A 25,842-nucleotide genomic window follows, 5' to 3' on the forward strand; every position below is an offset into this window, starting at 1 on the left:
CACATATATTAAACGTTATCATCAATAAAAAAAGAAAAATGAAGCAACAAATTTACATCTTACTTATTCTAACCTTAGGAATAATTTCCTGTCAAGATGTAGATTCACTGGTAAATTCAATTGCACAAGAAAATAGAGTTGAATGTGAAGCAATAGGTTTTGGTGGAAGTTCAAGTAGTCTGTATAAGAAATTTAAAAAACTAAAAAGAAATGCATCAAAAGATGAACTAATAAAATTGACAAATCACGATAGTCTCGCTGTAATTGGATATTCATCTTATGCATTAATTGATAGAAAACTAATCCAGCCAAATAAACTGTTGCAACGATTTATTGATAATAAAGACGCTGTTTCAACTTTTTGTGGGTGCATTATGAGTAGCGAAACATTATCCTCACTAATTTATCATAGATATTGGAATAGTAGAGTTGAATATCCCGATAATGAAGATTATGAAAAATTTGTAATTAACGATTCAAGAGATTTACAAAAAATGGATAGTCTCATTTTATACTCGAAAAAGCCAGATTGGATTTTATTATCAAGAGCTTTTGAGAATAGAATTTACTCTAATAATTACAAAAGTAAAATTGAATATTGGGCATTCAAAAAAAATGATTTCTATGCTTTGGAATACGTTTTCAAAAACTTAAGAACTGGGAATGAAGAGAAAATAATTGAAAGTTTCGATGAATACGTAGCTAATGATGAGAATCACCAAGCACAAAAAGAAAAAATACTTCAAATGAAGAATGAAATGAACAATGAATACTGATGATAACACCAAGTATGATGTCATAGCAGTTAAAGGATAAACCAAGGGTTCTTGTATATTTGCTATGGCACAGAGATTTTATGATGAAAAAGTTATAAAATCTACGCAGAAAATGTCAATGGTTAGGTAACATTTTGCTCTGCTACGACACATGCTTATAACGTTGGCTTTAATGCCAAACCGTTATAAAAAAACACGAATAATGAAAAAAAAGAATCTATCTGAGTTAACTGATGAGCAACTATTAATTGAAAAAAAGGAACTAAAAAAATCCAAAATAATAAATGCCATATTGATTGGATTTCTTGCAGGTATTGTTATTGTGGGAATTGTTTCTTCGATTTTTGCCAAAAAATTCGTGGTACTTATACCCTTACTTTTTCCTATCTATTTTATTTACAAGTTGGTTAGTAATTCAAAAAAAAATAACGAACTAGAGGTGCTCTTGAATGAACGGAATCTGAATTGACTAAAATGAGTGAATTTCTATTCCAGAATATGACTGTAAATTGAACTGTATTTTAATAAATCTTATAAACAAAACTTAAATAAATAAATAAATGGAATAAAAAACGAATGCCCAACAATGTATAAGAAAACATAAGACTCCTGTACTTAATCTAGAGGTTTGGGTTTGTTTGCGAAGTTTCCAAATACAAAATATGGTGTTTAAAGAAAGATATTTATATTTGGCTTAGTACCAATCTGAAACGTATTGCTTATTAACCACCTTACGTTTCTTATACGAAACATTATCTGCAATTATGAAAACACAATATACCCTCATCATTTTATTATTACTCTTGAGTTTAAGTTGTATAGGTCAACAATCAACGAAAGATAAAACGACCGAACTTAAAGAGCTTATCGATTCTGATAAATATCCCAACATTGATGGAATTGTGGTTGCCAAAAATAACAAAATACTTATCGAAGAATATTTTAATGGTTTTGATAGGGACAGTTTACACGATACCCGTTCTTCATTTAAATCAGTAACCAGCCTGCTTACTGGAATAGCTATTGATCAAGGACTATTCACATTAGATGATAAAGTGCATACGTTTTTCACTGAATGGAAAAATGACCCAAGAGGAAAAATTACTGTTAAGAACCTGTTAGAGATGAAATCAGGATTAGCGTGCGAAGGCTTCTTTGGTATCGGACCTGACTGTGAGTCAGAGATGTGGGAAACAGATGACTGGTTAGGCTACATTCTCGATATTCCTCTTAGACATGACCCTGGGCTAAATTGGGCATATACGTCTATGGAACCTGAACTTGTTGGTATAATTATTTCACGAACAAGTAATATGACTATTATGGAATTTGCCAAAAAGCACTTATTTGAACCACTTGGTATTGAAAGCTACGAATGGTTTGTAACACCAAATGGTGGAGGCTATGCAGCTGGTTCCTTTTATATGAGACCCCTAGATATGCTGAAAATTGCGCAATTGGTTTTGAATGAGGGGAACTGGAAAGGTCGACAAATCGTCAGCAAAGAATGGATAAGCGAGTCAACTAACTGCCTGAATGATGTAGAGATGTCATTTGTACGCTTTGCTAGAACAAAGAACGCAAAATATACCACAGCTAATTACGGTTACTTGTGGTATCGTGAATTATTGCAATATAAAAACCTTAAAACGGAAGCAATATTCGCATCTGGAAATGGAGGACAATACATGATGGTGCTAAAAGATTACGATGCCGCGATTGCCTTTACTGGAAGTAACTTTGGAAACTGGAGAGGAAAGCTCCCTTTTGATATTCTATTAAAGTATTTAATTCCCATATTAGAAGGTGAAAAATAAAAGCGGATAGCACTTAACAAGTCACTATCCATACCATTATGAAATTCAAAATATCAAATAACAGAAAGGCTGGACTATTCCGGTTGACACAGTGGGAGACTTATGATAAATTAATAGAAGGTATTCCTACCTAAAGTTATAATGAACGAGAAATAGAAAGGATAAAAACAGATTTAAATAAAAAATGGAAAGAAATACCTGTTCATGTTATACCACCTAAACAGGAAATCAAATCAGAATGGGTAAGTAAAAAAAGAGAAAAACATCAAGAACTACCCAAAATCGTATGTATTGGCTGTTTCGATATGAAGAGATTGATGATTTAGAAAATAGTTCTACACTAGTGATTGTTTGGTTTCAGGATAATTATGCTTTACCTATTGACAAAGAAAACCTCCATGCAATTGCAAATCTCGATTGGGATAATTTATCTGTACCCTATTCATATTGATGATAACAACAAACTCAAAGACTAACCCACTCAAAAAACATATCCTCCTGAACTCTTCGATAAACTCAGGACAAGGCTATCAAACCCTAATATCACAACAAAAGGGTTAGAAGCGTAAAATATTTCTTATTTTGGTCACACACAAAATGGTTATGGTTAAATATATCCAAACAGTAGTTGTCCTTTTTTTGATAGTTTCCTGTAAACAAACAAAAGAAGAATCATTTGAAAAGCAATCTGACTCCTCAGAGTTTGCAGAGTATCCAAGTGATATAAAGTTAATCACAAGTGATATTGACCTTTTTTGGAAATCCTATGACAATCTACTCAAAGACACACTAAATAATGGTTTCGAGACATATTTAGAAAACGGAAGTATTGGACTTAAAGATTTTGTTCCCGACAGAATTGAGAGTGCCGAAAAATTAAAAGATCTTGTTTTATCAGAAAAACAATACTATAGCAATATCAGGCCATCATCTTACAAAATTCTTGATTTTAAAAAACAAATAATTGCTTCGTGCTATGCATTAGAATATTTGTACCCTGAGGCTGTGTTTCCTCCTGTATATTTTTTAATAGGCAGAACAACATCTGGTGGTACAGACAGTGAAAATGGTTTGATGATCGCTTTAGAAGTATATTCAGATGGTGACTTCACAACAGATTACGGAAGACCTTCATTGGACATAGAAATAATGCCAAACGTTGTTATTCATGAACTTATTCATTTTCTTCAAAAAGACGATATCGAAGATGAAACATTACTCAAATATTGTATCAGGGAAGGAAGCGCAGATTTCATTGCAGAACTTGTTTCAGGTGAAAAAACAAAGTTAGCCAATGGTGCTGATGTATATCCATATGGAGAAAAAAATGAACGTGAATTATGGATCGAATTCAATAATTCTCTTAATTCTAAAGACCTATCTCCTTGGCTATATAGTCAGACACCCGATGGAAGACCTCAGAATTTGGGATATTGGATGGGATATAAAATAGTAGAAGCATACTATCAAAAATCGAATGATAAGAAAAAAGCCTTACGAGATATATTGAATATTGATAATTATAGGCAATTTCTCGAACAATCAGAATATTCTAAAAAATTCGAATAAAACAACACGCTACAACATCTATAAAAAAACGTAACACTGCATCAATTCTGGTAACAATCTGACTCATAATTACATGCCTTAAAACGGATAGCAACCTCAATATTACAACAAAAGGGTTAGAAGCGTAAAATATTCCTTATTTTAGTTACGCATATAAAAGAAACATAGTTACTGTGGTAATTATATTTAATTGTAGGCAATACATATACACACACATTAATCAACTTAAAAATTATGTACTCATGAAAAAAATTCTACTCTTATTATTAATATTTTCGACAAAGGTATTTTGCCAAAATATCCCATGTGACTTTTCGTGGGCAAATGCTCCGACTACAAATGGTAGTCAAAATTTTGTAACAAGTCCAAGAGCTCAACCTTATCAAGGGCCGTGCTTAGCCTTTGCTTTTAACGCAGCTATTGAAACAACCTATGCTATTGAGAACAATGTATACGGTTCTAATTTATTTTCTCTTTCTGACGCATATCTTGATTATAAGGTATGGAATGCTCCTTATTACCTTCCTGATTTAAATTCGAATTTCAAAATCCCTTTGATAGCTGGTGGACAAATTAATTCGTTTGCACCTGCAACATGCCCTGTAAATAATCCTGATAGTAATGGATGTAGTATTAAAAGATCAGATGTATTAGATTACATAGAGCATCCAAATGGCCAAAGGTCATACAGGATTTTTTTAAACACTAACTTTTCTCCACCTATTTGGGATATTGAGGATGGAGGTTCTTTAGGTAATTATGTTACAGTAGGTAATGCTGCTCAACTAAGTCAGAATGATATTAACTCTGTTGATGATATCAAAATGAAGATCTTAAATAGCGGTCCTATAGTTGTAAAAGTATCAGGCAATCAAAATGGAGTTCATAATGCTAAAAAGTTTAGAAACTATAATATCCCTACCGCTGGGTTATCTTACCATGCTTTTTCAATTATAGGTTGGACAAATGATTCTCGTTGGGTTATTAAAGATAGTTGGCCTGGAATGTCTGGAATTGTGAATACAAAACAAAATGTTGATATAGTGAACTTAATGAATAACGGAAACGTAGAGTTTTATCAAGTATCAGGTATATCATACAATGGAAATAATGCATCTACAAATCCAACAAGTTTATCTGTTACTGTATGTAATCCAACAGTAAATTTAGAATTATCATCTATAAGCATTGATATTGATTATGCACATATTGGTGGTTATTTGTATCATAAATTTTGGGTTTCAAGTAATATACCTGTAGATAGATGGGTTTGGGGAATTGGATATCCTAATGGTTCATTAAAACGATCTCAAGTAAATAATTCTAATTCTAGCTCTGTATTATTGACTCCAACCACTAGTGGGTTAGTAACAATTTATGTTAGAGCGTACAAAAACGGTCAAACTGTTACTAAAGAAAGAAGGATACACTTGTCTAATGGTCAATCTACAGGAGGCGGAGGCGGATCTGGTAACGCATGGTAATATTACTATTGCCAATAATGTATCTAAAAAATAGCGGAGTAAATGCTAAAACAAAAAGTTAATGCATGAAAATCCGCTACTTTTTATATACGAGATCATTGTAGATAATTAGCGAAATATGGAAGATATATTACAAATTTTAGGAGCATCTGTCTTAAGTCTTGGGGGAGCGAGTGCAATAATTTTAGCGTTGTCTAAATGGTTTGGAAATTTATTTGCAAAAAAACTCTTAGCAAAAGACAGTGCAAGATATTCCCAAGAGCTAGAAACTCTTAAAAACAATTTTCAAACCGAATTAGAAACTCAAAAAGCCTTTCAGCATGAGAAATTAGAAATTTTAAGGCAGAAATATCAATCAGAGCTCGAATCCACAAAAATTGAATTAGAAAAATCTAAAGTCTTGTTTCTAAAGTATCGAGAAAACCAGTTTCAAATCTATAATGACCTATGGCAAAGCTTATGTGATTTAAAACTTAACGGGGTTGACTTATGGGAAGTAGCCTCTAAAGAAAGACTAAAAAACTTCTCGATTCAACTCAAATCTACAAGAGAATCGTTAGAAAAGAATGCGTTGCTAATTGAAGAAGGTCACTACAAAAATCTAATGAGTAGTCTTGATGATTTTGAGAATTTTGAAATTGGTAAACAAAGATTAATTGAACTTCGCAATACAGACTTCGATCATCTAAATGAAATTGGAGGAGGTGAAGATGAAATTAGATATAGGATTGGCCAGAACAGAGAAGTAAAAAATCGGTTTGAGAAAGAAATGAGTAAGATGGCAAAATATCTTAGAAAACAAATAAAAGGAGAGTAAACAACATACTACAACAAGGTCTATTGTGTACTAAAATATACCGTATACGAACCCAATAGTACCTAAATCAAAAGGTGAAAATTTATAAAACTCCACCAATTCTAGTAACCATACAACCAGAATTACATATCCAAAATGGATTGCAATCCCCTATCGCAATAAAAGGTGAAAAACATAGAATATTTTATTTATTATTTTAGAGTACTCATATAAAAGAAATATTAAAAAATGAAAATTGATAGTACGACTATTCCCAAATGTCAAATTGAAGAGAAAAGATTTTCCTGGGGAGAGCCTTACACTGAAATTACACCAATATTTGAAATGTCGATAGCACAAGAATTAAGTGACATTGAATTCTGTATTGAATTGTATATTAAAAATAACTTCAGAAATCAATTGCTTGAATTTTATAACGTTTTAACAAACTATGAAGAAAACGATAGAATTGAGAATTTTGATGGAACGATACCAGAACAACTCCGTGAGATTCTTTTGAAAAAAATTAAATTATTTCTTGATTCAACTCAAAAACTGACTCCTTGGGAAAAGTATAATGAACTTCTAAAAGAATTGGATTACCTATATTTATTTGAAGAGAAATTTGATAGAAAAATACTTTTTATAAAAATAAATTAAAACTGTATTAAAACGCGTTTTACATTTAAAATTGTAGTCACTATAAAATGACCAGAAGCAAAACAAATATAAAGAACAAAATAGATCATTTATTCAGACATGAATATGGTAAATTAGTTGCTGTACTCACTAAAACATTTGGAACTTCAAATATAGAACTTGCCGAAGACGTGGTACAGGAAGCTATGCTCGAAGCATTAAATAAATGGTCATATGAAGGAATCCCTGATAATCCTACAGGATGGATTTATAAAGTTGCTAAGTACAAGGCTGTAAATATTGTTAACAGAGAAAAATACAAGAGAGAACATGCATCTGAAGTTGCACATTATTTACAATCAGAATGGACTGTAGAGCCAGCTCTAAAACATATATTTACTGATAAAGAAATTGCAGACGACCAATTACGGATGATATTTACCTGCTGTCACCCTTCTATCTCGACCGATTCACAAATAGCACTGACTTTAAAAACGCTATGCGGGTTTAGTATACCCGAAATAGCAAAAGCATTTCTGACAACTAATGAAAATATCAACAAAAGATTAGTTAGAGCAAGAAAAACTATTAAGGAAACTAATATTCCTTTTGAAGTACCCATTGGAAAAAAATTAGAACACAGATTATCAAGTGTTTTGGAAACTATTTATCTTTTGTTTAACGAAGGCTACAATGCTACTTCTGGAGATACTCTAATTCGTTTTGAATTATGCGAAGAAGCCATAAGACTTGCAGAGATTATCGCCTCTAATTCTAATATAAATTCATCCCAAACATATGCTTTATTAGCCTTAATGTCTCTAAACACATCTCGTTTCGATTCTAGAATAGACGAATTTAACAATCTTCTAAATTTAGAACATCAAGATAGAAACAAATGGGATAAAGCTTTAATCAAAAAAGGGCTTTATTATTTAGAATTTTCGGCAAAACAAAACGAAATTTCCATTTATCATATACTTGCTACTATATCTGCTCATCATTGTACAGCCAAAACCTACTCATCTACAGACTGGAAAAGTATTTTGGCTCTTTATGATCTGCTTGTTGATATTGATAATTCGCCACTTGTTTTACTCAATAGGGTTATTGTTATTTCTAAATTAACCAATAGTCAGAAAGCGCTTGAGCAACTCGATAAAATAAAGGACGACTCTATCTTTCATTCTTATTTTCCGTATTACACTACAAAAGCAGAGCTTCATTTTAAAAATAATGAACCAAAAATTGCTATCGAATTATTAAATAATGCTTTAAAACTACCGCTCAACAAAAATACAAAAGCACTAATAAACAGTAAGTTAAAAGAATATTCTAAAAAAAATTAATTTTTTTTAGATTTCAATGTCCCTTTTACTTCTTGTCGTTTGACTTAAGGGTATAAGACACTATTATTAATTAGTCAAAAAATTAAACTATGCAAGAATTTATGATTTTTATCAAAACCAAAGGAGACCATTTAGAAGGGCTTTCGCCAGAACAACAACAAGCTCATGTGCAAAAAATAGGAGTGTACATTGGAGGACTAATGGAAGCTGGAAAATTAAAAGGAGCACAACCTTTAGACATGAAAGGTGCGATTATTCATGGAAACAAAGGTGCTTTTAAAGACGGTCCTTTTAATGAATCTAAGGAAGTAATTGTAGGGTATTTCCATATTGTAGCAAAAAATCTAAAAGAAGCTATCGAAATTGCAAAAGCAAATCCAATGTTTGAAGATGCAGAAGGTACTATTGAGGTAAGGGCTATTAAACAAATGGAAGGTATAAATTAAAATGTAAAGCAATGAAAAACCTAGAATATAACGGAAACTGTGCATTTGCTGTAAGCACAGGAAAAATAGCTACCAAGGCAAGTGGTAAATATGTTTTAACTAAAAATGGAAAACACTATGCTTTTTCAAATAGTATAGCTAAATTTTTATTCAAACTATTACCAAATCGAATCGAAAAGGCAAATACCGCCTGGAATTCTAAAGACGTATAGCAATGAAAATATTAAAAAAAATAGGCTTAGGAATAGTAATACTACTTCTTTTGATAGGTATTGTATCCTTATTCTTTTCTACACAAAAAGAAGTAAGTAGGTCTACTGTAATTCATGCGCCAATCGAAAATGTTTTTAAGAATGTAAATGCTATGGGGAACTGGAAAAAATGGGGCGGACCATGGCAAGAAGAAGGAATGGACTATTCTAAAGTAATCCAAAAAACACTAGGAACAACTACTGGTGTTGGTTCAAAATTGATTTATAATCAAGGAAAAGGAGATGGAAGTGTTGAAATAATTGAAAGCGATTTGAATAAGCGAATTAAAACACTAATTTCTTTTGAAGATGGTGGTTTTGCTAATGGCACCTGGTTGTTTAATGAAGATAATAACAAAACCATGGTTACGTGGACAGTCAAAGTAAATTTAGGATACAATCCTTTAAAAAGAATTATGGGCAACTTAATGATGGAAAGTAAAGTAGGCTCTGTTTTTGAAAAAGGTTTAGTAAATCTTAAAAAAATCTCTGAATAATACCGATTACAAAAATGTATATAAAAATAGCGGTTTGGGTTAGCGCCTATTCCGCTTTTGTTTTTAATTAAGGTCTTGTTTTGTAAAAAGTTAATGTTTATAAATCCATTACTTTTCATATACCAAACCGAACGATACAAAACATTACGAAACCAGAAAAAGGAATTATGATTTCAAAATCATAGAAGGTTTAATATTTTAATTGTTGTGTGTAAGTATAATAACCAAAATCTTAGAAACTTCTCTTTTGAAAGTGTAACAATTTCAAACTTTTCAAATCTCTATTAAAACCAAAAATAAGTTTTTAATGATGAAAAGGGTTTTATGTTTTTACATCATCTTTAGCACACTATTTTCATTTGGACAAAGCAATACCAATTGGGATAAAGAAAAGATTAAAGCTCTAGTTGATTACGCTAATGAAATTGGGACTTTTGCTTTAATTATTCAAACAGATGGAGAAATTATAGCTTCAGCAGGCAATATCGATAAAGTTAGTAGGGTTCATTCTGTGAGAAAAGCTATAATCAGTGCTTTAGTATTCCAAAACCTTGATAAAATTAGTCTGGATACTACTCTTGAAGATTTAAATATACAAGACTTTCCAATTCCGTTAACAAAATTACAAAGAAAGACAAAGGTTATTCATTTACTGAAAAGCACATCAGGAGTTAATCACCCAACCGGGTCTCAAATTGGATTGATGCAAGCTAACAGAGATACTTTACTTGGATATGAGCCAAATATTCCAGGAGAAAAGTGGGCTTATAATAATTGGGATTATAATGTACTTACAACAATATTGGAGCAAGAAACTGGTAAAAGTACTTCAGAACTATTTAAAGAAGGTATTGCAAAACCTTTAGGTATTAATGAATTTGAAGTAATTTATCGAAGAGATACAACATTATCAAAGCATGCTAAAGCAGGTTTTAGGCTATCCACTAGAGGTATGGCTAAGTTTGGTCAACTGTTTCTAAACAAAGGGATTTGGGAAGGACAACAATTAATTCCAGAAAAATTGATTCGGGGTATAACTACTGACTTTACCCTTACCATTAACCAGAGTAATGAACGATATGGACATGGATACCTATGGTGGATACAAGAGAAAAACTATGCAGAAGGATTACTTCCTAACGGGAGTTTTGTTGCCACTGGGGCTTGGGGACAAAGAATATTGGTAATTCCAGAATGGAACACTGTTATCGCTCATAAAACAATGACAGAAATTCCATCTAGTCAAAGAACACGAGTAACTAGAAAAGAATTCGAACAATTTGTTATTTTATTAGCGAATGCAAAAATTTAACTACACACAACAACAGGTATAATTAACAGCATAATTCTCTGTGCAATTAGAAAATCAGTTGGATTTCTCTCTGATTTATTTTCTTTTACTAATTTAGTTATTACCAATGTAACTAACCATACACAAACACGTTGTAGTACATCTAAATCAAAATGCGGAAATCACTAATCATTATTATACTTCTGATATTAAATCTGTCATTCGGGCAAGAAAAAGCTGATCCAACAGAATCACTAATTGCAGAATTTAAATCGGAGATGCAAAAAGATAATATTTCTGACTTTTTCATTCTCAAACAGATTAGGTATGGTACTATTCGAATAATTGATTTAAAAGACCCAAACATTTGTAATAAAAATGGACATTATTTTACGATGTACGGGTTTTGGAAAAGTGGAAATAATACATGGATAAAAAAGTATGATAATTGTGGCGGGTTCAATTCCATAAAACTATCAGAATCAAAAATTATGGATTTCTATAAATCTAATTTCACCAAATTAAAAAACCAAGAAGTTCAGGAATTTAAGATAAAACCTGATAGTATTGCAAACGGAAAAACATATTTGTTTTATTCTACAAAAAGCCACTCACCATTGAGATACTATTGGTTTTATCAAGGCCCAATTGAATTTGATAAAAACTTTGACAAATACAACTTAAAAACAAAACCTTATAGTAAAAACATGAATCATGAATCGAATAATAATCTTGTAATTGTTAAACTCAATGTAATGTGCGAAGAAATTATTGATAATTTTTACGAGAAAAAATTGTTTAATCGATCAAAATAAAAACCATACTACAACAATGTATAACAAATCCGATAACGAGGGTTTGTAACCCGCGTAATACAATACGTAACATCTAGAAAAACCTTAAAACCTTACCAATTTAGTTACGACACATCCCATAATCGCATACCGTAAAAATGGATAGCATATACATGTCGCAATAAAAAGGTTAAAATACTTATTAGTTTAGTTACTCATATAAAAGAAATATTGCTACAATCAATTAAGGGAACATAATTAATTAACTGAACTTAGAATATCATTGAGTTTATTCCCTAATAAACTTTTCCTTAAAATAACGAGAATAACTACTTCCTAATGGTAAGGTAATATCATTTATTTGTATTCTATTTGCATCGATTTTGCTAACGTGTTTTAGGTTTACCAAGTAACTTTTATGGATTCGACAAAATTCAAACATGGATAATTCTTTATCAATTTTAGAGATCGTATTTCTAATAATTTTTATTTCTCCATCAGTAAGGAATAGTTTTAAATAGTTGCCGTAAGATTGTATATATAGTAAAGATTCATACGTTATCTTATGAATAATTTTTCCCTCTTTTATACAAAAATAGGTGGAATTAGTACTAGAAGTATTAGTCTCAAAACTTTGAGAAGTTTCATTTTTTTCAAGTGTAATAACTTTTTTTACCCGCTCTAAAGCTTTGACAAAGCGTACGAATTTTATAGGTTTCAATAAATAATCTACCACTAAGTCGTAATTATAAGTTTCGATAGCAGAATCAGAATAAGCAGTAATCATAATCACTTTTATATCTTCTTTTTGAATAGTATCTAACAACTCTATTCCAGAGATTTCTGGCATTTGTATGTCCAAGAGAATAATATCTACCGGCTGCTTATTGAGTTCGTTGAGTGCTTCTAAGCCATTGTAGCAGTTTCCAATTATTTTTACGTAATCCAATTTATTACAATAGCTTTCCAACAAATTATGTGCATAAGGCTCGTCGTCAACGATAAGTATGTTATAGATAGCATTCATAAGTTAATATTTAGATGAACAAGATGCGTTTCGTCCTTTTCTTCAATCACTAGTTGATGTCTATCTGGATAAATAAGTTGCAAACGCTTTATGGTATTTTTTTGTCCAATGTTATTTTTAGAAACTTTTTGATTTTTAAACATACTATTCTCAATAATTAATTCAAGTCCAAATTGGTTATAAGACAACTTAATATTTATAAAACTAGGAAGTGAGGTGTGTGTCCCATGTTTAAATGCATTTTCGACAAAAGGTAAAAGAAGTAGCGGTGCTATAGAAGTTTCGATGTCGGCTTTTGGTCGTTCGAATTTTACAGAACAATTATTACGTAATCTTATCTTTTCTAATTCTATAAAAGCCTCTATCAATTGAATTTCTTTACGAACTGAAATTTTATGAACCGCTGAAAATTCTAAATGGTATCTAAGCAATTCAGCTAAGTTAATAAGCATCTCAGTACTTTTCTCTGAATCCACCTGATTAACACCACATATATTATTGATAGTATTAAAAAGAAAATGTGGGTTGAGTTGAGCTTTCAATAAATGAATTTCCATTTTCAACTTTTCTACCTGAAGTTTTTGGAGTTCTAATTGACTTATAATACCTCTCTTTGCTATTCGAGACACCACAACAATAAAAGAAATGATAAACATATTTTGGACCCATTGTCTAATATCTACTTCGGCTCCTTCACCATATAAATAAGCGCCAAAATATGGAGCACAGTATCCTATAATTGCAGTAATTGTAATGGCAACAATACCAAAATAGATATACTGTTTTTTAGGAAAAAAATAATCTTGAAAAAAGAACAAAAGATACGTTAGGATAATAGAAGGAATAATAATTGTAACCGTATCAATGATCTTTTCTGTTATGTTAGCATTTTCTGAAGACCAAAAAGCAAGAATCACTAGTATAGCGAATACCCAAATTAAACTGTGATAATACCACCGTTTTTTTAATATTTTTTCTACCATTTTCATCCAAATGTAAAAATAAGAATTCCTTTAATTACTAGCCATTTTTTGTGACCAACACGATTCATCCCACTTTTAGCAAATAATATCATTTATTGACTCAAGCCTATCACAATTATTTTAGTCTACCTTTTTTTGTATCCAATTTTGAGGTATGATAATATGTTTATCAATCAAAAATTAAAGATATGTTACATAAAAAAAAACATGCATTCCTCATTTTGAATTTGTTCATTGGCTTTATAGGATTAGGACAAACACAATTTAAACAACTATCAAAAGCTGAAAAAGTAGCCGATTTTAATTATTTATATCAGGAACTGGAACAGTCATATCCATACTTCGGGATAAATAAAAGAGCACATAATACCGATTGGCTTTCAAATAAAAGAAAATATATTAAACAGGTAAAAGAAACAAAGGACGACAAAGAGTTTTTTAAAATCTTTAGTGGAATCATGAATGATTTAAATAATGATCATACAGATTCTTATCCAACCATAATTTACAACTACTTTTATGAAGGATGTAAGCAAGCCGTAGTTCAACATCCCATTTTTCAGAATTATGTAACAGAGTTGGAAAAAACAGATTCTATTCGTTCTAAATACTGGAAAGAAATTAATCGTGAACTTTTTTTTCCTGAACTTAAAAATGAAAAGACTAATGCTGGTGAAACTAAAACAGAAGTACCTGAAAATGTTGAAACCAATTTTGCAGACTCATTATCAACCGCAATAATTCATGTAAAATCATTTGGATATGAATATGTAGAGAAAGATGCAGATACACTAAAACACTTTTTTAACAAAGCACAGAATTACAAAAATCTAATCATCGATATACAAGGCAATGACGGTGGTAGTACAGAGTATTGGATGTTAAACATGGTTCCGCACTTAATTAAAGACACCATTAGTACTCCCGTATTTTATGGATTTAAAAATTCTGACAGGCTCAAAAAATTTAAACCTTTCTATTTTAAAGACACTATTGCTTATAAAGAAATAGAATTACCTAATATGCCTAAAGAATTAAAAGATGGCAGTTATTTATTTAGAAAGGATGACATGGTAATAGCTCCAATTTCGGACAAAAGAAAATATACAGGAAATATTTACCTTTTAGTAGATCATGAAGTATTTTCTAGTTCGGAGGCATTAGCTTATTTTTGTAAAGCAACAAACTTTGCAACGGTTGTAGGAGAAAAAACAAATGGCGATGGTGTAGGTACAGATCCTTTATTATTAACACTTCCAAATAGCGGTATCGTTATTAGATTTACCGGAGAAATGGGATTAAACCCAGATGGAAGCGCAAATGATGAAACAAAAACAGTCCCAGATTTAATAATAAAAGCTTCTAATAAAAAAGAAAGACGTCAAAGACTTCTTAATCACATTAAACAGAAATATGAATAAACTTTTTGCATTAGTAGTAGTATTTTTAGTTATTTCCTGTAATAAGAAAAACGAAAAAACAAAAATCCTTTTTGTAACTACCAATATTAACGAAATGAAAAGTGAACCAAACGGAACTTATCTAATTGAATTAGCTGTTCCGTTTAATCAATTTTTAAAAAAGGGTTTTGAGATTGATATTGTATCACCAAAAGGTAAAGAAATTCCAATCTATCATAGTGGAGATACTACGATTGTAGTAAAATCTATTATCCAAAATGAAGTATTTAAAAACAAAACGGAAAATAGCTTAAAACCATCAGAAATCAATCCAAAAGAATATTTGGCCGTAATCATTCCTGGCGGATATGGACAATTTTGGGATACACATAAGAACAAAGACATTCTTCAGGTTATATCAGAAATATATGATTCTGGGGGTGTTATCGGAACAATTGGTCACGGAACTGCAACTCTTATAAATGTAAAATTAAAATCAGGAGAATACCTGGTAAAGGATAAAACAATGACAAGTTTCCCTACTTGGAATGAAAAAAACATAATGAAACAATCCAACTTTGGGAAATTATTACCTTATGATATGGAAACAGAATTGCAAAAAAGAGGTGCTAATTTGAAAGTATATAATCACGAAAAGAAAATAAATTACGAAATAGTAGATTCTAAAAACAGGTTAATAACCGCTTCTTTTTCAAATAGTGGAGAATTTGTAGCGGATGAAGTACTAAAATTGATTAACAAAAAAGAATAAAAAGACGACTCTGTGTGTATTCAAAAATGTAGTTTTTTAACGTTATGTTTCACACAAAAATCGTTTGCAAACACCATTCTAAACTATGAAATTATCTGATTTAATTGACAAAAAAATCTCAAAAATTCGATTCAACTACAAATTCGAAAATGAACATGGTATTCAAGAATTTCAATCTCAGATTAGATTGTCAAATGGCCAAATTGTATTGTTACCTAAACATTTGGATGATAATTATGATTTGATTGAACATTATTCAAACCATAGAAGTACACCATTTGAGAAAGCCCAAAGATGCGGATTAACATCGAGATTAATGTTCAGAAATAAACAGATAATAGACATACATTTTAAGTTTTTGGATAACAAGTATTTAATGAATTCGTGCGCAATACTCGAATTAGATAACGGAAAGTTTGTAACTGAAAGCAATTATGGTTCAAAAGGCATAACGAATATAGATTTAAAAATTATGAACAAAGCTCAATTCCAAAAGCTTGCCGATGATGAAATCCAAATACGATCGCTTCGAAAAGATATTTTGAATCGTTAACAGTAAACGTATCCTAACAACATCTATAATTAAAATAAAAAATGTTTAAAAAATTCTTTGGAAAAAAAACTAAAAGCATAAAAGAGGATAAATTAAACAGTCCTAAAATTGATTGGCACATTAACGAATCAATATTGACCTTTAATAATGGAGATGCTTATATGCATTACTACAATAAAGAAGCTGTAAAAAACTCTCAAGATCCAGCCTGGCAAAATCAAGGAGTATACTTTTGGAATAACGATGAAATATTTGAGAAGAAGTCTTTACCAGATGAATTTTTAGAATTTGAAAAGAAAATTTTCTTAATAAACGAAATTCCTGAATATATTACCATTGCTGGTGGTAAAGCAATGCCTTGGTTTGGAAAACCTGGAGGAGGGGATAAATACTTCTTTCGATATGAGAACAATCCAATTAGCATAGAGGAAGCCGAAAAATTAAAGATTCTTATTTATTTTGAATATGTTGAGATAACAGAAAATAATACTTCAATATTAAATGATAGAGATAATTATATATTTCAACTTGATAAATCAGTAGATTTCAAAGAAAAAGAGTTTTACCACGAAAATTTAAAAGTCTCCTTATCAGAACTATACCACAAAGGATTATTGAAAGTATTGAAAATAAAATAACGACACCCAATACGGTGTATAAAACGCTTATTTAAATAGAATTAGCTAAGTTCAACTCCAAAAGTTCAATTCTCTGAATTCCTGTACTAACCATCGTCGAGATGTTATAGTACTATAAGTCTATCCAAGAAAATAGATTCAGGCAACTATCTCAACAAAATTCGCGTCTATACTAATAGAGCCATTTAGCCTGATAAAAACAATGAATCTAAAAAACCAATGAAATATTTCTTCAAAGTATTATTAATTGTTCTTCTAACCTCATGTACTTCAAAAAACAAAGATAAAGCCCAGCAACATCATATGACCGATTTTCAGAAAGCACTCGCTGCATATCCGTCAATTGATAGTATCCCGAAACATCAGGTTTTAACCTTAGGAGTGTTTCATTTTGACAGATCAAGAGATGGTAGCGATGTGGTTGCCAATGAGCATATTGATATCTCAACAGATAGCAATCAAAAGGAGTTGGATAGCCTGATCAATTTATTAGAGCAATTTAACCCCGGAAAAATAGCTGTAGAATGGCGTACATCTAATCAAGAATGGATGGATTCACTGTATACCGAATATCAAAAAGGAAATTATAAACTAGGTAAACATGAAACATTTCAACTAGGTTTTAAGTTAGCCAATGCTCTTGGTCATAGTAGAGTGTATTGTATAGATAATAACCCTCCATTCCCTGAATATATAAACGCTATTGATGACTGGGGAGTATATGCGGATAGTCTTGGACATCTTAAATTATGGGAAGCTTATGATGATGAAAATAAAAGGTACAATACATTTATGGACACCATACAGAGGCATCTCAATGTATACGATTATATAAAATTGATCAACTCGAAGCAGCATTCAAAAAGGTCAAAACAACTTTGGACAACTGGACTTGTAAATGTTGATCATGGAGGCAACTACTTAGGAGCAGACGCTGTTGGTAGATGGTACAGAAGAAACGTACGGCTATTCGCTAATTCAAAAAACTTAGTATCAAAAGATGAAAATTTACTCATCATCTATGGAGGGGCTCATAAGTGGATTCTGGATGAACTATTTGAATCAGCGCCTGATTTTCAAGCAGTAACACTTAACGATTTGACAAAGCATTAACATTTACGTGACGAGTTACTAGGTTTGATTCCTAAAATAGCATTAAACTGTTTGACTTCGCGTTTATGAAATTGAAAGAATTTACGTAGAAAAAAAACGAATCTCTGGTTGGGTTGTTTCATGTGTATATAATTTTGGATATACCTTATTAGTAGTGCTACATATCAAAATATCACACTTTTTAGAAGAAATTTTTGAGATGCATACTTGTATGGATTAAGTTTTTAAAATAAATACAAGCAGGCATATACATACTGGTACATATATTGTGGTTATTTTTAATATGAAAAATATAGCAACCCTAACACTTTTTGTTCTCTTAATAAATACATTTTGCTACGGACAAAACCCATATAAGTATTCTAAGCCAAAAGATCTTAATGACGGATGGAAAACAGCCCATCTAAGTTTACAGAATGTCGACACCACAAAAATCTATCAGTTATTCAAACAAATACATAATGGCAAAAATAAGTTACACAGTGTTTTGTTAGTGAAAAATGATAAAATCATTATCGAAGAATATTTTAACGACCATTCTTCAAATAAGCAACACGACCTTCGTTCTGCAACAAAAAGCATAAGATCAATTTTATTGGGAATTGCAATTGATCAAGGATTTATTAATAGCATCGACGACCCCATATCAAAGTATCTCAAAAACCCTGTGCCAACCAAAAATCTAGACAAGAGAAAAGATAAAATAACAATCAGGCATCTATTAACAATGTCACCCGGATTTGATTGCAATGATTGGGATAAGAAATCAAAAGGGCAAGAGGATAAAGTTTATAAAAAAAGGGATTGGCTTCAATATACGCTTAATTTACCAATGGTTAATGAACCAGGAACTGTCTCAAATTATTGCTCGATGGGTGTAGTGTTACTAGCCGAAATAATAAGTCAAGCTTCGAAAATGACAATCGATAAATTTACTAAGCAATACCTATTCAATCCATTAGGTATTACTAATATAGGTTGGGAGCATACTTCAAATAAAAAGGTGATCCCTTCGGGAAAAAGGTTGTATATGACCTCACGTGACATGGCTAAAATCGGGCAATTGATACTCAATAATGGTAAGTGGAATGATAGACAAATTGTTTCTAAAAAATGGATTGAGGAAGCAACAACACCAAAAACAAAAATTACAGGAATTGATTACGGATATTTGTGGTGGAACATTCCGTTTAAAATAAACGAAAAAGTGATAATTTCTAAAACAGCAACTGGAAACGGAGGGCAATATATCATGATTTTCCCTAAATTGGATATGGTTGCGGTATTTACTGGAGGTGCATACAACTCGCAAGAAGACAAATTACCTTTTGCTATAATGAAAAACATCTTCCTGCCAACATTCATAAACGAAAAATAACAACGAGTACAATCCCAAAGATCATTTCAAAAACTGAAAGACACGACAAATCAATATCTTTGAAATCTAAAAAAACACATATAATAGCCAATAAATTTTTTCAAAATTTTAATACTGATGGGAAAAATTGGTCTACGAATAAATAAGCCTAAAGCTTACCGTATATTTGCTATAGTACAAAGATTTAGAGAGGAAAAATTATAAAACATACGAGGCCTACTCGTAACAAAGAGATTCTATAAATACCAATTAAATAAGGATTAATATTTTAATTAATCATCATAGTAATGGACGATAAAAGTAATTCTAACCAACAACAGCCCAACAATCCTTTGCATGGGGTAAAATTAATAAACATATTAGAGATATTAGTAGTGCATTATGGCTGGGAGCGATTAGCTATGAAAATTAATATCAATTGTTTTAAAAAGGACCCTTCGATTAAATCTAGTCTCAAGTTTTTAAGAAAAACACAATGGGCAAGAGATAAGGTTGAACAACTTTATCTTGAGTTACATAAAAAAATAACAGATGAATCATAAACTTCATATAGAAACACCAATTTATAGATCACACAAATTAAAAAGAGAACAACATAAAAATATATTTTATAAGTTAGAATGCTATCAACCTACCGGATCCTTCAAAATTAGAGGAATGGAAGAATTATGTCGCTTTCATTTCGAAAAAGGCAAAAAAAATTTTATTGCTTCTTCAGGCGGAAATGCTGGATATTCTTTAGCATACGTTGGGAAACACATAGGTGTAAAAGTTAAAGTGATCGTTCCTAAAACGACTTCTGAGTTTATGATTAACAAAATAGTAAACTTAGGGTCAGAAGTTGAAGTATATGGTAATGTTTGGGATGAAGCTCATCGATACGCCCAGAAAATTTCGAAAGAAACAGGTGCAGTCTATGTTTCCCCGTTTGACGACCCTCTACTTTGGAAAGGCCATTCGACTATTATTGATGAATGTGCAAGACAAATAAAGCAACCCGATAAGATTATAGTATCTGTTGGTGGCGGTGGCTTACTTTGCGGAATATTCGAAGGAATGAAAAAAAATGGATGGAAAAACACTCAAGTGATTACAACCGAAACTACGGGTGCAGCATCATTTTATAAAAGCTGGCAAGCAAAAAAAATTATAGAATTAGAAGAAATATCTTCTGTTGCAACCAGTTTAGGGGCCAAAAAAATTGCCGAAAAATCATTAGAATTAGCATCTCATTTCAATGTTAAACCAATCACAGTTAGTGATAAAGAAGCTATTGATGCTTCGTTTAATTTTTTAGATGAATATAATGTGAACGTTGAACCGGCATGTGGAGCAGCACTTTCTGTTCCCTATTTTCATCCTGAATTGATAAAAGAAAATGAAACGGTTTTAGTAATTGTATGTGGCGGGGTGAATACACAAATAAAAACATTACTCAACAAAAAATAAACCGATACACCGGTAATACTAAAATACTACAAATACCTATCAAAAACATCATATCCTATTTTGTAAAACCTTATTTTTGATATACGCTCATGTGTTTACCCGATGAGAGTTTAAAAATAAATACAAACGAGTACATGTCTACTCATATAGATCCCGTGATTACAAGTATCAAATCGAACCCCTATGAAAACAATGATAACTCTTCTTTTTACATTGATTGTTGGCTCCTCTATCCATGCCCAAAAATCTTCATATGTTCTGGTAAATGATAGAACAGAAAATCAAAGTGTTATTAAATTTTTAGAAGGATTAATCGATAAAAAAGAAAGTATTGAAGAACTGGATTTATCTCACGGAAAACTAGATAGTATTCCAAAAATTATCGGAAAATTTAAAAACTTAAAAGTATTAAGATTATATGGTAATAATTTATCCTATATAACAAAAGAAATATGTCAGCTCACCAATTTAGAGCGTCTGGATTTAAGACTAAATATGCTTGAAAAATTACCCAAATCCATAGAATGTCTAAAACAATTAAAAGACTTAGACTTACAAGAGAATTTATTAACCGAATTACCCGAGTCGCTTGGAAATTTATCCAGCTTAACCGATTTGTCTCTACAAAACAATCCGATAAGAAAATTACCAAATTCAATAGGAAATCTTAAACGATTAAAAAATATATTTTTAAGAAATAACGCAATCAAAGAGCTTCCTGATTCTTTTATCGACTTAGAAAATTTAGAAATTCTTTTTATCGTAAATAATCCTTTAGAACGACTTCCTGATTCAATAGGAAATATTAAAACATTACAAAGTATTTCTATCTATGACAACAAAATTTCGAGTTTACCTGGATCCATGGAGAATTTAACCAGATTAAGATATTTAGATATTCACGGAAATAAAATTAATCCTTCGGACATAGAGAACCTAAGGAAAAAATTAAAATATTGTGAGATTGAAAAGTAATGATCTGCTAATACTATGAAAATCAACTACCCTAGTTGATGGCAATGTTTTGCTTCAAAAAACAAAAATCACATAACAGAATAGTATCTAATCAAATTCACAAAACATTAGCAATTTTTGGGTTGTAGCACTCTAAAAATAGTTAGACATTTGAATACACATTTCCTAAATGAAAAGAGTATGAAAATTGAAAATTGTACAATAGATGATATCGATGAAATATACAGATTGTACCGAATAGCTTCGGCATATCAGAAATCAAAAGAAGGAGTTATTGTTTGGCCAGAATTTGAGCGAAAACTTGTAGAAGATAGTATTTCAGAAAACAGACAATTGAAACTCTCCATTGATAACAAAATTGCTTGTGTATGGACCATTACGTTTAGTGATGAGCAAATTTGGGAAGAAAAAAATGGCGATGCCGCTATCTATATTCATCGTATCGCAACGAATCCCGATTTTAGAGGTCAAAATTTTGTAGCAACTATTGTAAAATGGTCAAAAGAATATGCCAAAAAAAGTAATAAGGATTATATACGATTAGACACACTTGGTAATAATGTAAAACTTATCGAACATTATAAAAAGGCTGGGTTTGACTTTTTAGGGTTCTTTGATTTAAAAAATACCGAAGGATTACCTGATCATTATGGTAAGGCTCCTGCCAGTTTATTCGAAATAAAGCTTAAATAGTAACCTAAAGAAGAAAAAAAGCAACTCATCAATTTCACTGAAAACAGGGAACTAAAAAAGAGAAATGTAATCTATATTTGAGACAAAATAATAGTAATTCTACCTGGCACATGAGTGACTTAAAAAATTTAATTATAGAAGAGATTAAAGAGTATGAATGGGACAAAATCGATGGTGTTATAAAATCAATTATCCCTAATATTATTTTCTCGGTCGATGAGAACAAATCTACTCAAAATTTGTTAAATTCAAGATTTGGAGGGAAACCTGCAGCTCCTTCTGGTTTTACGTGGCCTGTACAATCTTTAGGGCAAAAGGCTCCGCTTGCTTTCTTTTTTCAGCTTAATTTTGAAGAAATAAAACCATTTGACGTAGAGAATATATTCCCCAAAAAAGGAATTCTTTTATGTTTTGCTTCTGTAACAGATGATATCATGTGAGAAGACGATTTGGAAGATGCTTTTAAAATCTATTTCTTTCCAGATACAGAAAATCTTGAGTTTGTTGATATTCCAAACAACATTCCAGATGATCAAAAACTAGCTACAAGAACGATAACTTTTAAAAATAGTTTTCAACTTCCTCGTTACCCTTTTAATTTTGCTTTACTAGAAGATGGTCATATTTCTGAAGATGATGCTGACGGAATTGATCAGGTTTCAGACGATATGATGAGTGAAGCTATCAATATCCAAATGCGAACAAAAATGGCTCTTGAGTCTGGTTTAAAACCACCAACTCCAAAAAATGATTTACACACGCTTTTTAGTCACAATATATTGTTAGGTGTTCCTTTTTCTGTTCAACATTATATTGCTGAAGAATGGGCCGAAAGACATCATGAAGATGATGATATGAGTCAAAATTACGTTAACCTAATTTCCTTTGAAATGAAAGGTCCTGAAGGATATGGATTTAGTTCAAACGGTGCTCATCTTTACCTTTGCATAGATAAAGAAGATCTAAAAAATAACGACTTTAGTAATGTTATTGCCTTAGTTCAGAACACATAAATCCTTGTCTTTATTTCCTATTATGCATAGTCTAAAATTGCTAATAAACACAAGAGGTTTTAGCATGTAAACAGGGATTAAACAATCACTACATCATAATATATCGAAGAAATAAAATTATCTTAGTAACGCTATATACAATTAGGGTAACATAAGACTAAAAATGATGAACTTAGAAGAAAATAAAAAGAATGCAATAGCATTCTACAAAACTGCCTATACCGGAAAGCCAAAAAAAAGCGGTAGAACTCTATGTTGGTGATCAATATATTCAACACAATCCAGATGTTGAAGATGGTACTCAGGGGTTTATTGATTACTTCGAAAAAATGCAAGTCGAGTATCCTGAGAAATCAATTGAATTTGTACGTTGTATTGCCGAAGATAATCTGGTAGCACTGCATACGCATCAAATCTGGCCCGGAAATGACGAATATATAACCATGGATTTTTTTAGATTTGATGAAAAAGGAAAAATTGTGGAACATTGGGACGCTATCCAGCAAATCCCTGAAAAACGAGCAAATAAGAATACCATGTATTAATTAAAAACTACTGTAGGTACCACACTAAAACCTAATTAAAGAATAGTGTATTCAGTACAATCAGAATGTAAAAATGATATACAAGGATTTATCAATTACTTCGAAAAAATGCAAATGGAGTATCTCGAGAAATTAATTGAGTTAACCAATACACAGAAAAACACGGATTACAAACTACGTACAGTTATCTACCAATACTGATCACGTTAGAATTTTCTATCTTAGTCTCAATATAACATATCGTCTCAGATAACTATATAAAAAATATAACCAAATCAACAGTATAAAAAAGAACATAATACCCGATGAAAAAAGGAATTATAATTCTCGGTAGTTCAAATAGTAATGGAGATACATATAAAGCAGCTTCATTCGTTAGTCAACAAATGAACTATTCTATAATAGATTTAAAAACAAAAAATATAGCTGAATTTGATTACGAATTCAAAAATAGAAATGATGATTTTCATCCTTTAATTAATGAGGTCGTAAGTCAATATGACCTTATCGTTTTTGCAACTCCCGTGTATTGGTATACCATGAGTGGAATTCTGAAAACTTTTTTAGATAGAATTTCTGATTGTTTAAAAATAGAAAAAGATGTAGGTAGAAAACTAAGAGGAATGGAAATGGCAGTACTAAGTTGTGGTTCGGATAAACAACTAAAAGATGGATTTCATATGCCATTTGTAGAAACATCAAAATATCTGGGCATGAACTACATTGGAGATGTACACTGCTGGATTGAAAACAATAACCTTCCTCACTTGGTAGAAACAAAATTAGGCGATTTTATAAATCAAATACAGTAATGGATATTCAACCCTATCTAGAACGAATAAAGTATAAGAAAGACATAAGTGTTAATGAAAAAGTTCTTTTCGAACTTCAGCAATCTCATTTAAAAAGTGTTCCTTTTGAGAATTTAGACATGCATTATAATAGAGAAATCACTCTCGACATTGATGCTATTTACAATAAAATAGTAGTTCAAAAAAGAGGAGGGTTTTGCTATGAACTAAATGGGTTATTCTATCATTTACTAAAAGAAATTGGGTTTGATGTCAAAATGATTTCAGGTAGAGTTTATAGCAAATCAGAGGATTATGGAAAAGAGTATGATCATTTAGCAATAATAGCCTCTATCCATAACAATGATTATCTGGTAGATGTAGGGTTTGGTAAGTTTTCATACACTCCGTTACCGATTAAAACCGGGGTTAAATTATCAGATGATTTTGGTTATTTTAAGTTCGATACATTTGATGATGATTATTTAAGGGTAAATGAATTGGTAGGTGAAGTATCGACTCCACAGTATATTTTTAAAACTATAGGTCGAAATTTTAATGAATTTCAAGAGATGTGTACTTTTCATCAAACAAGTAAGGATTCTCATTTTACACAAAAAAAAGTAATTTCTATGGTAACCGATACCGGAAGAATTACTCTAAATGACAAGCAATGTAAAATTACCAAAGGAACAGATACTGAAATAATAGAGTTTACAGAAGAAATAAAATTTAACGAGCTTCTAAAAGAGTATTTTGATATCGAAATAAAGAAGCATACATATATCAAACCATAATATCAT

General features: G+C 31.0%; 28 protein-coding genes and 2 pseudogenes. 28 read left to right on the top strand and 2 right to left on the bottom strand.

The features are described 5' to 3' along the window. Positions 1-38 precede the first annotated feature (38 nt). From DG435_RS08655 to DG435_RS08715, 14 genes are all read left to right on the top strand, one after another. Positions 39-776 (top strand): hypothetical protein, encoded by a 738-nt coding sequence (locus DG435_RS08655; protein ID WP_159025721.1) that lies wholly within the window; start codon positions 39-41, stop codon positions 774-776. Positions 777-978: 202 nt separating this feature from the next. Next, complete coding sequence (locus DG435_RS08660; protein ID WP_106794317.1) at positions 979-1,245, top strand: hypothetical protein; 267 nt, start codon at positions 979-981, stop codon at positions 1,243-1,245. 295 nt (positions 1,246-1,540) lie between these two features. Further along, positions 1,541-2,593 carry a serine hydrolase gene (locus DG435_RS08665; protein WP_106794279.1) on the top strand — a complete coding sequence of 351 codons (1,053 nt, stop codon included), beginning with the start codon at positions 1,541-1,543 and terminating at the stop codon, positions 2,591-2,593. 286 nt (positions 2,594-2,879) lie between these two features. After that, positions 2,880-3,044 (top strand): hypothetical protein, encoded by a 165-nt coding sequence (locus tag DG435_RS25500; protein ID WP_159025720.1) that lies wholly within the window; start codon positions 2,880-2,882, stop codon positions 3,042-3,044. Between the two features lie 131 nt (positions 3,045-3,175). Next, positions 3,176-4,162 carry a DUF2268 domain-containing putative Zn-dependent protease gene (locus DG435_RS08670; protein ID WP_159098250.1) on the top strand — a complete coding sequence of 329 codons (987 nt, stop codon included), beginning with the start codon at positions 3,176-3,178 and terminating at the stop codon, positions 4,160-4,162. Positions 4,163-4,404: 242 nt separating this feature from the next. Further along, the gene (locus DG435_RS08675) at positions 4,405-5,646 is read left to right on the top strand and encodes a hypothetical protein (RefSeq protein ID WP_106794277.1); all 1,242 of its coding nucleotides are present in this window, start codon (positions 4,405-4,407) and stop codon (positions 5,644-5,646) included. Positions 5,647-5,764: 118 nt separating this feature from the next. Beyond that, complete coding sequence (locus DG435_RS08680) at positions 5,765-6,463, top strand: hypothetical protein (protein ID WP_106794276.1); 699 nt, start codon at positions 5,765-5,767, stop codon at positions 6,461-6,463. Between the two features lie 228 nt (positions 6,464-6,691). Beyond that, the gene (locus tag DG435_RS08685) at positions 6,692-7,102 is read left to right on the top strand and encodes a hypothetical protein (protein ID WP_106794275.1); all 411 of its coding nucleotides are present in this window, start codon (positions 6,692-6,694) and stop codon (positions 7,100-7,102) included. 47 nt (positions 7,103-7,149) lie between these two features. Further along, positions 7,150-8,430, top strand: a complete 1,281-nt coding sequence (locus DG435_RS08690; protein ID WP_106794274.1) for an RNA polymerase sigma factor — start codon at positions 7,150-7,152, stop codon at positions 8,428-8,430. Positions 8,431-8,519: 89 nt separating this feature from the next. Then, complete coding sequence (locus tag DG435_RS08695) at positions 8,520-8,876, top strand: YciI family protein (RefSeq protein WP_106794273.1); 357 nt, start codon at positions 8,520-8,522, stop codon at positions 8,874-8,876. A gap of 11 nt (positions 8,877-8,887) precedes the next feature. Continuing rightward, a complete protein-coding gene (locus DG435_RS08700; protein WP_106794272.1) occupies positions 8,888-9,088 on the top strand; it encodes a hypothetical protein in 201 nt (66 codons plus the stop codon). A 2-nt stretch (positions 9,089-9,090) separates the two neighbouring features. After that, positions 9,091-9,624 carry an SRPBCC family protein gene (locus DG435_RS08705; RefSeq protein ID WP_106794271.1) on the top strand — a complete coding sequence of 178 codons (534 nt, stop codon included), beginning with the start codon at positions 9,091-9,093 and terminating at the stop codon, positions 9,622-9,624. A gap of 307 nt (positions 9,625-9,931) precedes the next feature. Beyond that, positions 9,932-10,936 carry a serine hydrolase gene (locus tag DG435_RS08710; protein WP_106793228.1) on the top strand — a complete coding sequence of 335 codons (1,005 nt, stop codon included), beginning with the start codon at positions 9,932-9,934 and terminating at the stop codon, positions 10,934-10,936. Between the two features lie 152 nt (positions 10,937-11,088). Then, entirely contained in the window at positions 11,089-11,730 is a 642-nt protein-coding gene (locus DG435_RS08715) for a hypothetical protein (RefSeq protein ID WP_106793229.1), read from the top strand. A gap of 268 nt (positions 11,731-11,998) precedes the next feature. Here the strand turns inward: DG435_RS08715 and DG435_RS08720 are convergent, their stop codons facing one another. After that, positions 11,999-12,736 (bottom strand): LytTR family DNA-binding domain-containing protein, encoded by a 738-nt coding sequence (locus tag DG435_RS08720; RefSeq protein ID WP_106793230.1) that lies wholly within the window; start codon positions 12,734-12,736, stop codon positions 11,999-12,001. After that, entirely contained in the window at positions 12,733-13,719 is a 987-nt protein-coding gene (locus DG435_RS08725) for a sensor histidine kinase (protein WP_159025629.1), read from the bottom strand. The genes DG435_RS08720 and DG435_RS08725 overlap by 4 nt, the downstream gene beginning before the upstream one ends. 188 nt (positions 13,720-13,907) lie before the next feature. Here DG435_RS08725 and DG435_RS08730 point away from each other — a divergent pair, with 188 nt between their 5' ends. From DG435_RS08730 to DG435_RS08800, 14 genes and pseudogenes are all read left to right on the top strand, one after another. Next, the gene (locus DG435_RS08730; RefSeq protein ID WP_106793232.1) at positions 13,908-15,140 is read left to right on the top strand and encodes a S41 family peptidase; all 1,233 of its coding nucleotides are present in this window, start codon (positions 13,908-13,910) and stop codon (positions 15,138-15,140) included. Further along, positions 15,133-15,891, top strand: a complete 759-nt coding sequence (locus DG435_RS08735) for a type 1 glutamine amidotransferase domain-containing protein (protein WP_106793233.1) — start codon at positions 15,133-15,135, stop codon at positions 15,889-15,891. Before DG435_RS08730 ends, DG435_RS08735 begins: the two co-directional genes overlap by 8 nt. Before the next feature lie 85 nt (positions 15,892-15,976). After that, the gene (locus tag DG435_RS08740; RefSeq protein ID WP_106793234.1) at positions 15,977-16,444 is read left to right on the top strand and encodes a hypothetical protein; all 468 of its coding nucleotides are present in this window, start codon (positions 15,977-15,979) and stop codon (positions 16,442-16,444) included. Between the two features lie 41 nt (positions 16,445-16,485). Next, positions 16,486-17,082, top strand: a complete 597-nt coding sequence (locus DG435_RS08745; protein WP_106793235.1) for a glycohydrolase toxin TNT-related protein — start codon at positions 16,486-16,488, stop codon at positions 17,080-17,082. Positions 17,083-17,301: 219 nt separating this feature from the next. Beyond that, entirely contained in the window at positions 17,302-18,195 is an 894-nt protein-coding gene (locus DG435_RS08750; protein ID WP_106793236.1) for a DUF5694 domain-containing protein, read from the top strand. Between the two features lie 283 nt (positions 18,196-18,478). Continuing rightward, complete coding sequence (locus DG435_RS08755) at positions 18,479-19,573, top strand: serine hydrolase (protein ID WP_106793237.1); 1,095 nt, start codon at positions 18,479-18,481, stop codon at positions 19,571-19,573. A 287-nt stretch (positions 19,574-19,860) separates the two neighbouring features. Then, positions 19,861-20,115 carry a VF530 family DNA-binding protein gene (locus DG435_RS08760; protein ID WP_106793238.1) on the top strand — a complete coding sequence of 85 codons (255 nt, stop codon included), beginning with the start codon at positions 19,861-19,863 and terminating at the stop codon, positions 20,113-20,115. Further along, positions 20,105-21,022 carry a pyridoxal-phosphate dependent enzyme gene (locus DG435_RS08765; protein WP_106793239.1) on the top strand — a complete coding sequence of 306 codons (918 nt, stop codon included), beginning with the start codon at positions 20,105-20,107 and terminating at the stop codon, positions 21,020-21,022. Before DG435_RS08760 ends, DG435_RS08765 begins: the two co-directional genes overlap by 11 nt. A 183-nt stretch (positions 21,023-21,205) precedes the next feature. Next, positions 21,206-21,997 carry a leucine-rich repeat domain-containing protein gene (locus DG435_RS08770; RefSeq protein WP_106793240.1) on the top strand — a complete coding sequence of 264 codons (792 nt, stop codon included), beginning with the start codon at positions 21,206-21,208 and terminating at the stop codon, positions 21,995-21,997. Positions 21,998-22,177: 180 nt separating this feature from the next. Beyond that, complete coding sequence (locus tag DG435_RS08775; RefSeq protein WP_106793241.1) at positions 22,178-22,690, top strand: GNAT family N-acetyltransferase; 513 nt, start codon at positions 22,178-22,180, stop codon at positions 22,688-22,690. A gap of 110 nt (positions 22,691-22,800) precedes the next feature. Further along, positions 22,801-23,703, top strand: a pseudogene (locus DG435_RS25935) (DUF1963 domain-containing protein). A gap of 166 nt (positions 23,704-23,869) precedes the next feature. Continuing rightward, positions 23,870-24,248, top strand: a pseudogene (locus tag DG435_RS08790) (nuclear transport factor 2 family protein). Positions 24,249-24,553: 305 nt separating this feature from the next. Then, complete coding sequence (locus DG435_RS08795) at positions 24,554-25,060, top strand: flavodoxin family protein (RefSeq protein WP_106793244.1); 507 nt, start codon at positions 24,554-24,556, stop codon at positions 25,058-25,060. After that, the gene (locus DG435_RS08800; RefSeq protein WP_106793245.1) at positions 25,060-25,836 is read left to right on the top strand and encodes an arylamine N-acetyltransferase; all 777 of its coding nucleotides are present in this window, start codon (positions 25,060-25,062) and stop codon (positions 25,834-25,836) included. The genes DG435_RS08795 and DG435_RS08800 overlap by 1 nt, the downstream gene beginning before the upstream one ends. The last annotated feature ends 6 nt before the right edge of the window (positions 25,837-25,842 follow it).

Source organism: Aquimarina sp. Aq78 (assembly GCF_900299525.1).
Classification (GTDB): domain Bacteria; phylum Bacteroidota; class Bacteroidia; order Flavobacteriales; family Flavobacteriaceae; genus Aquimarina.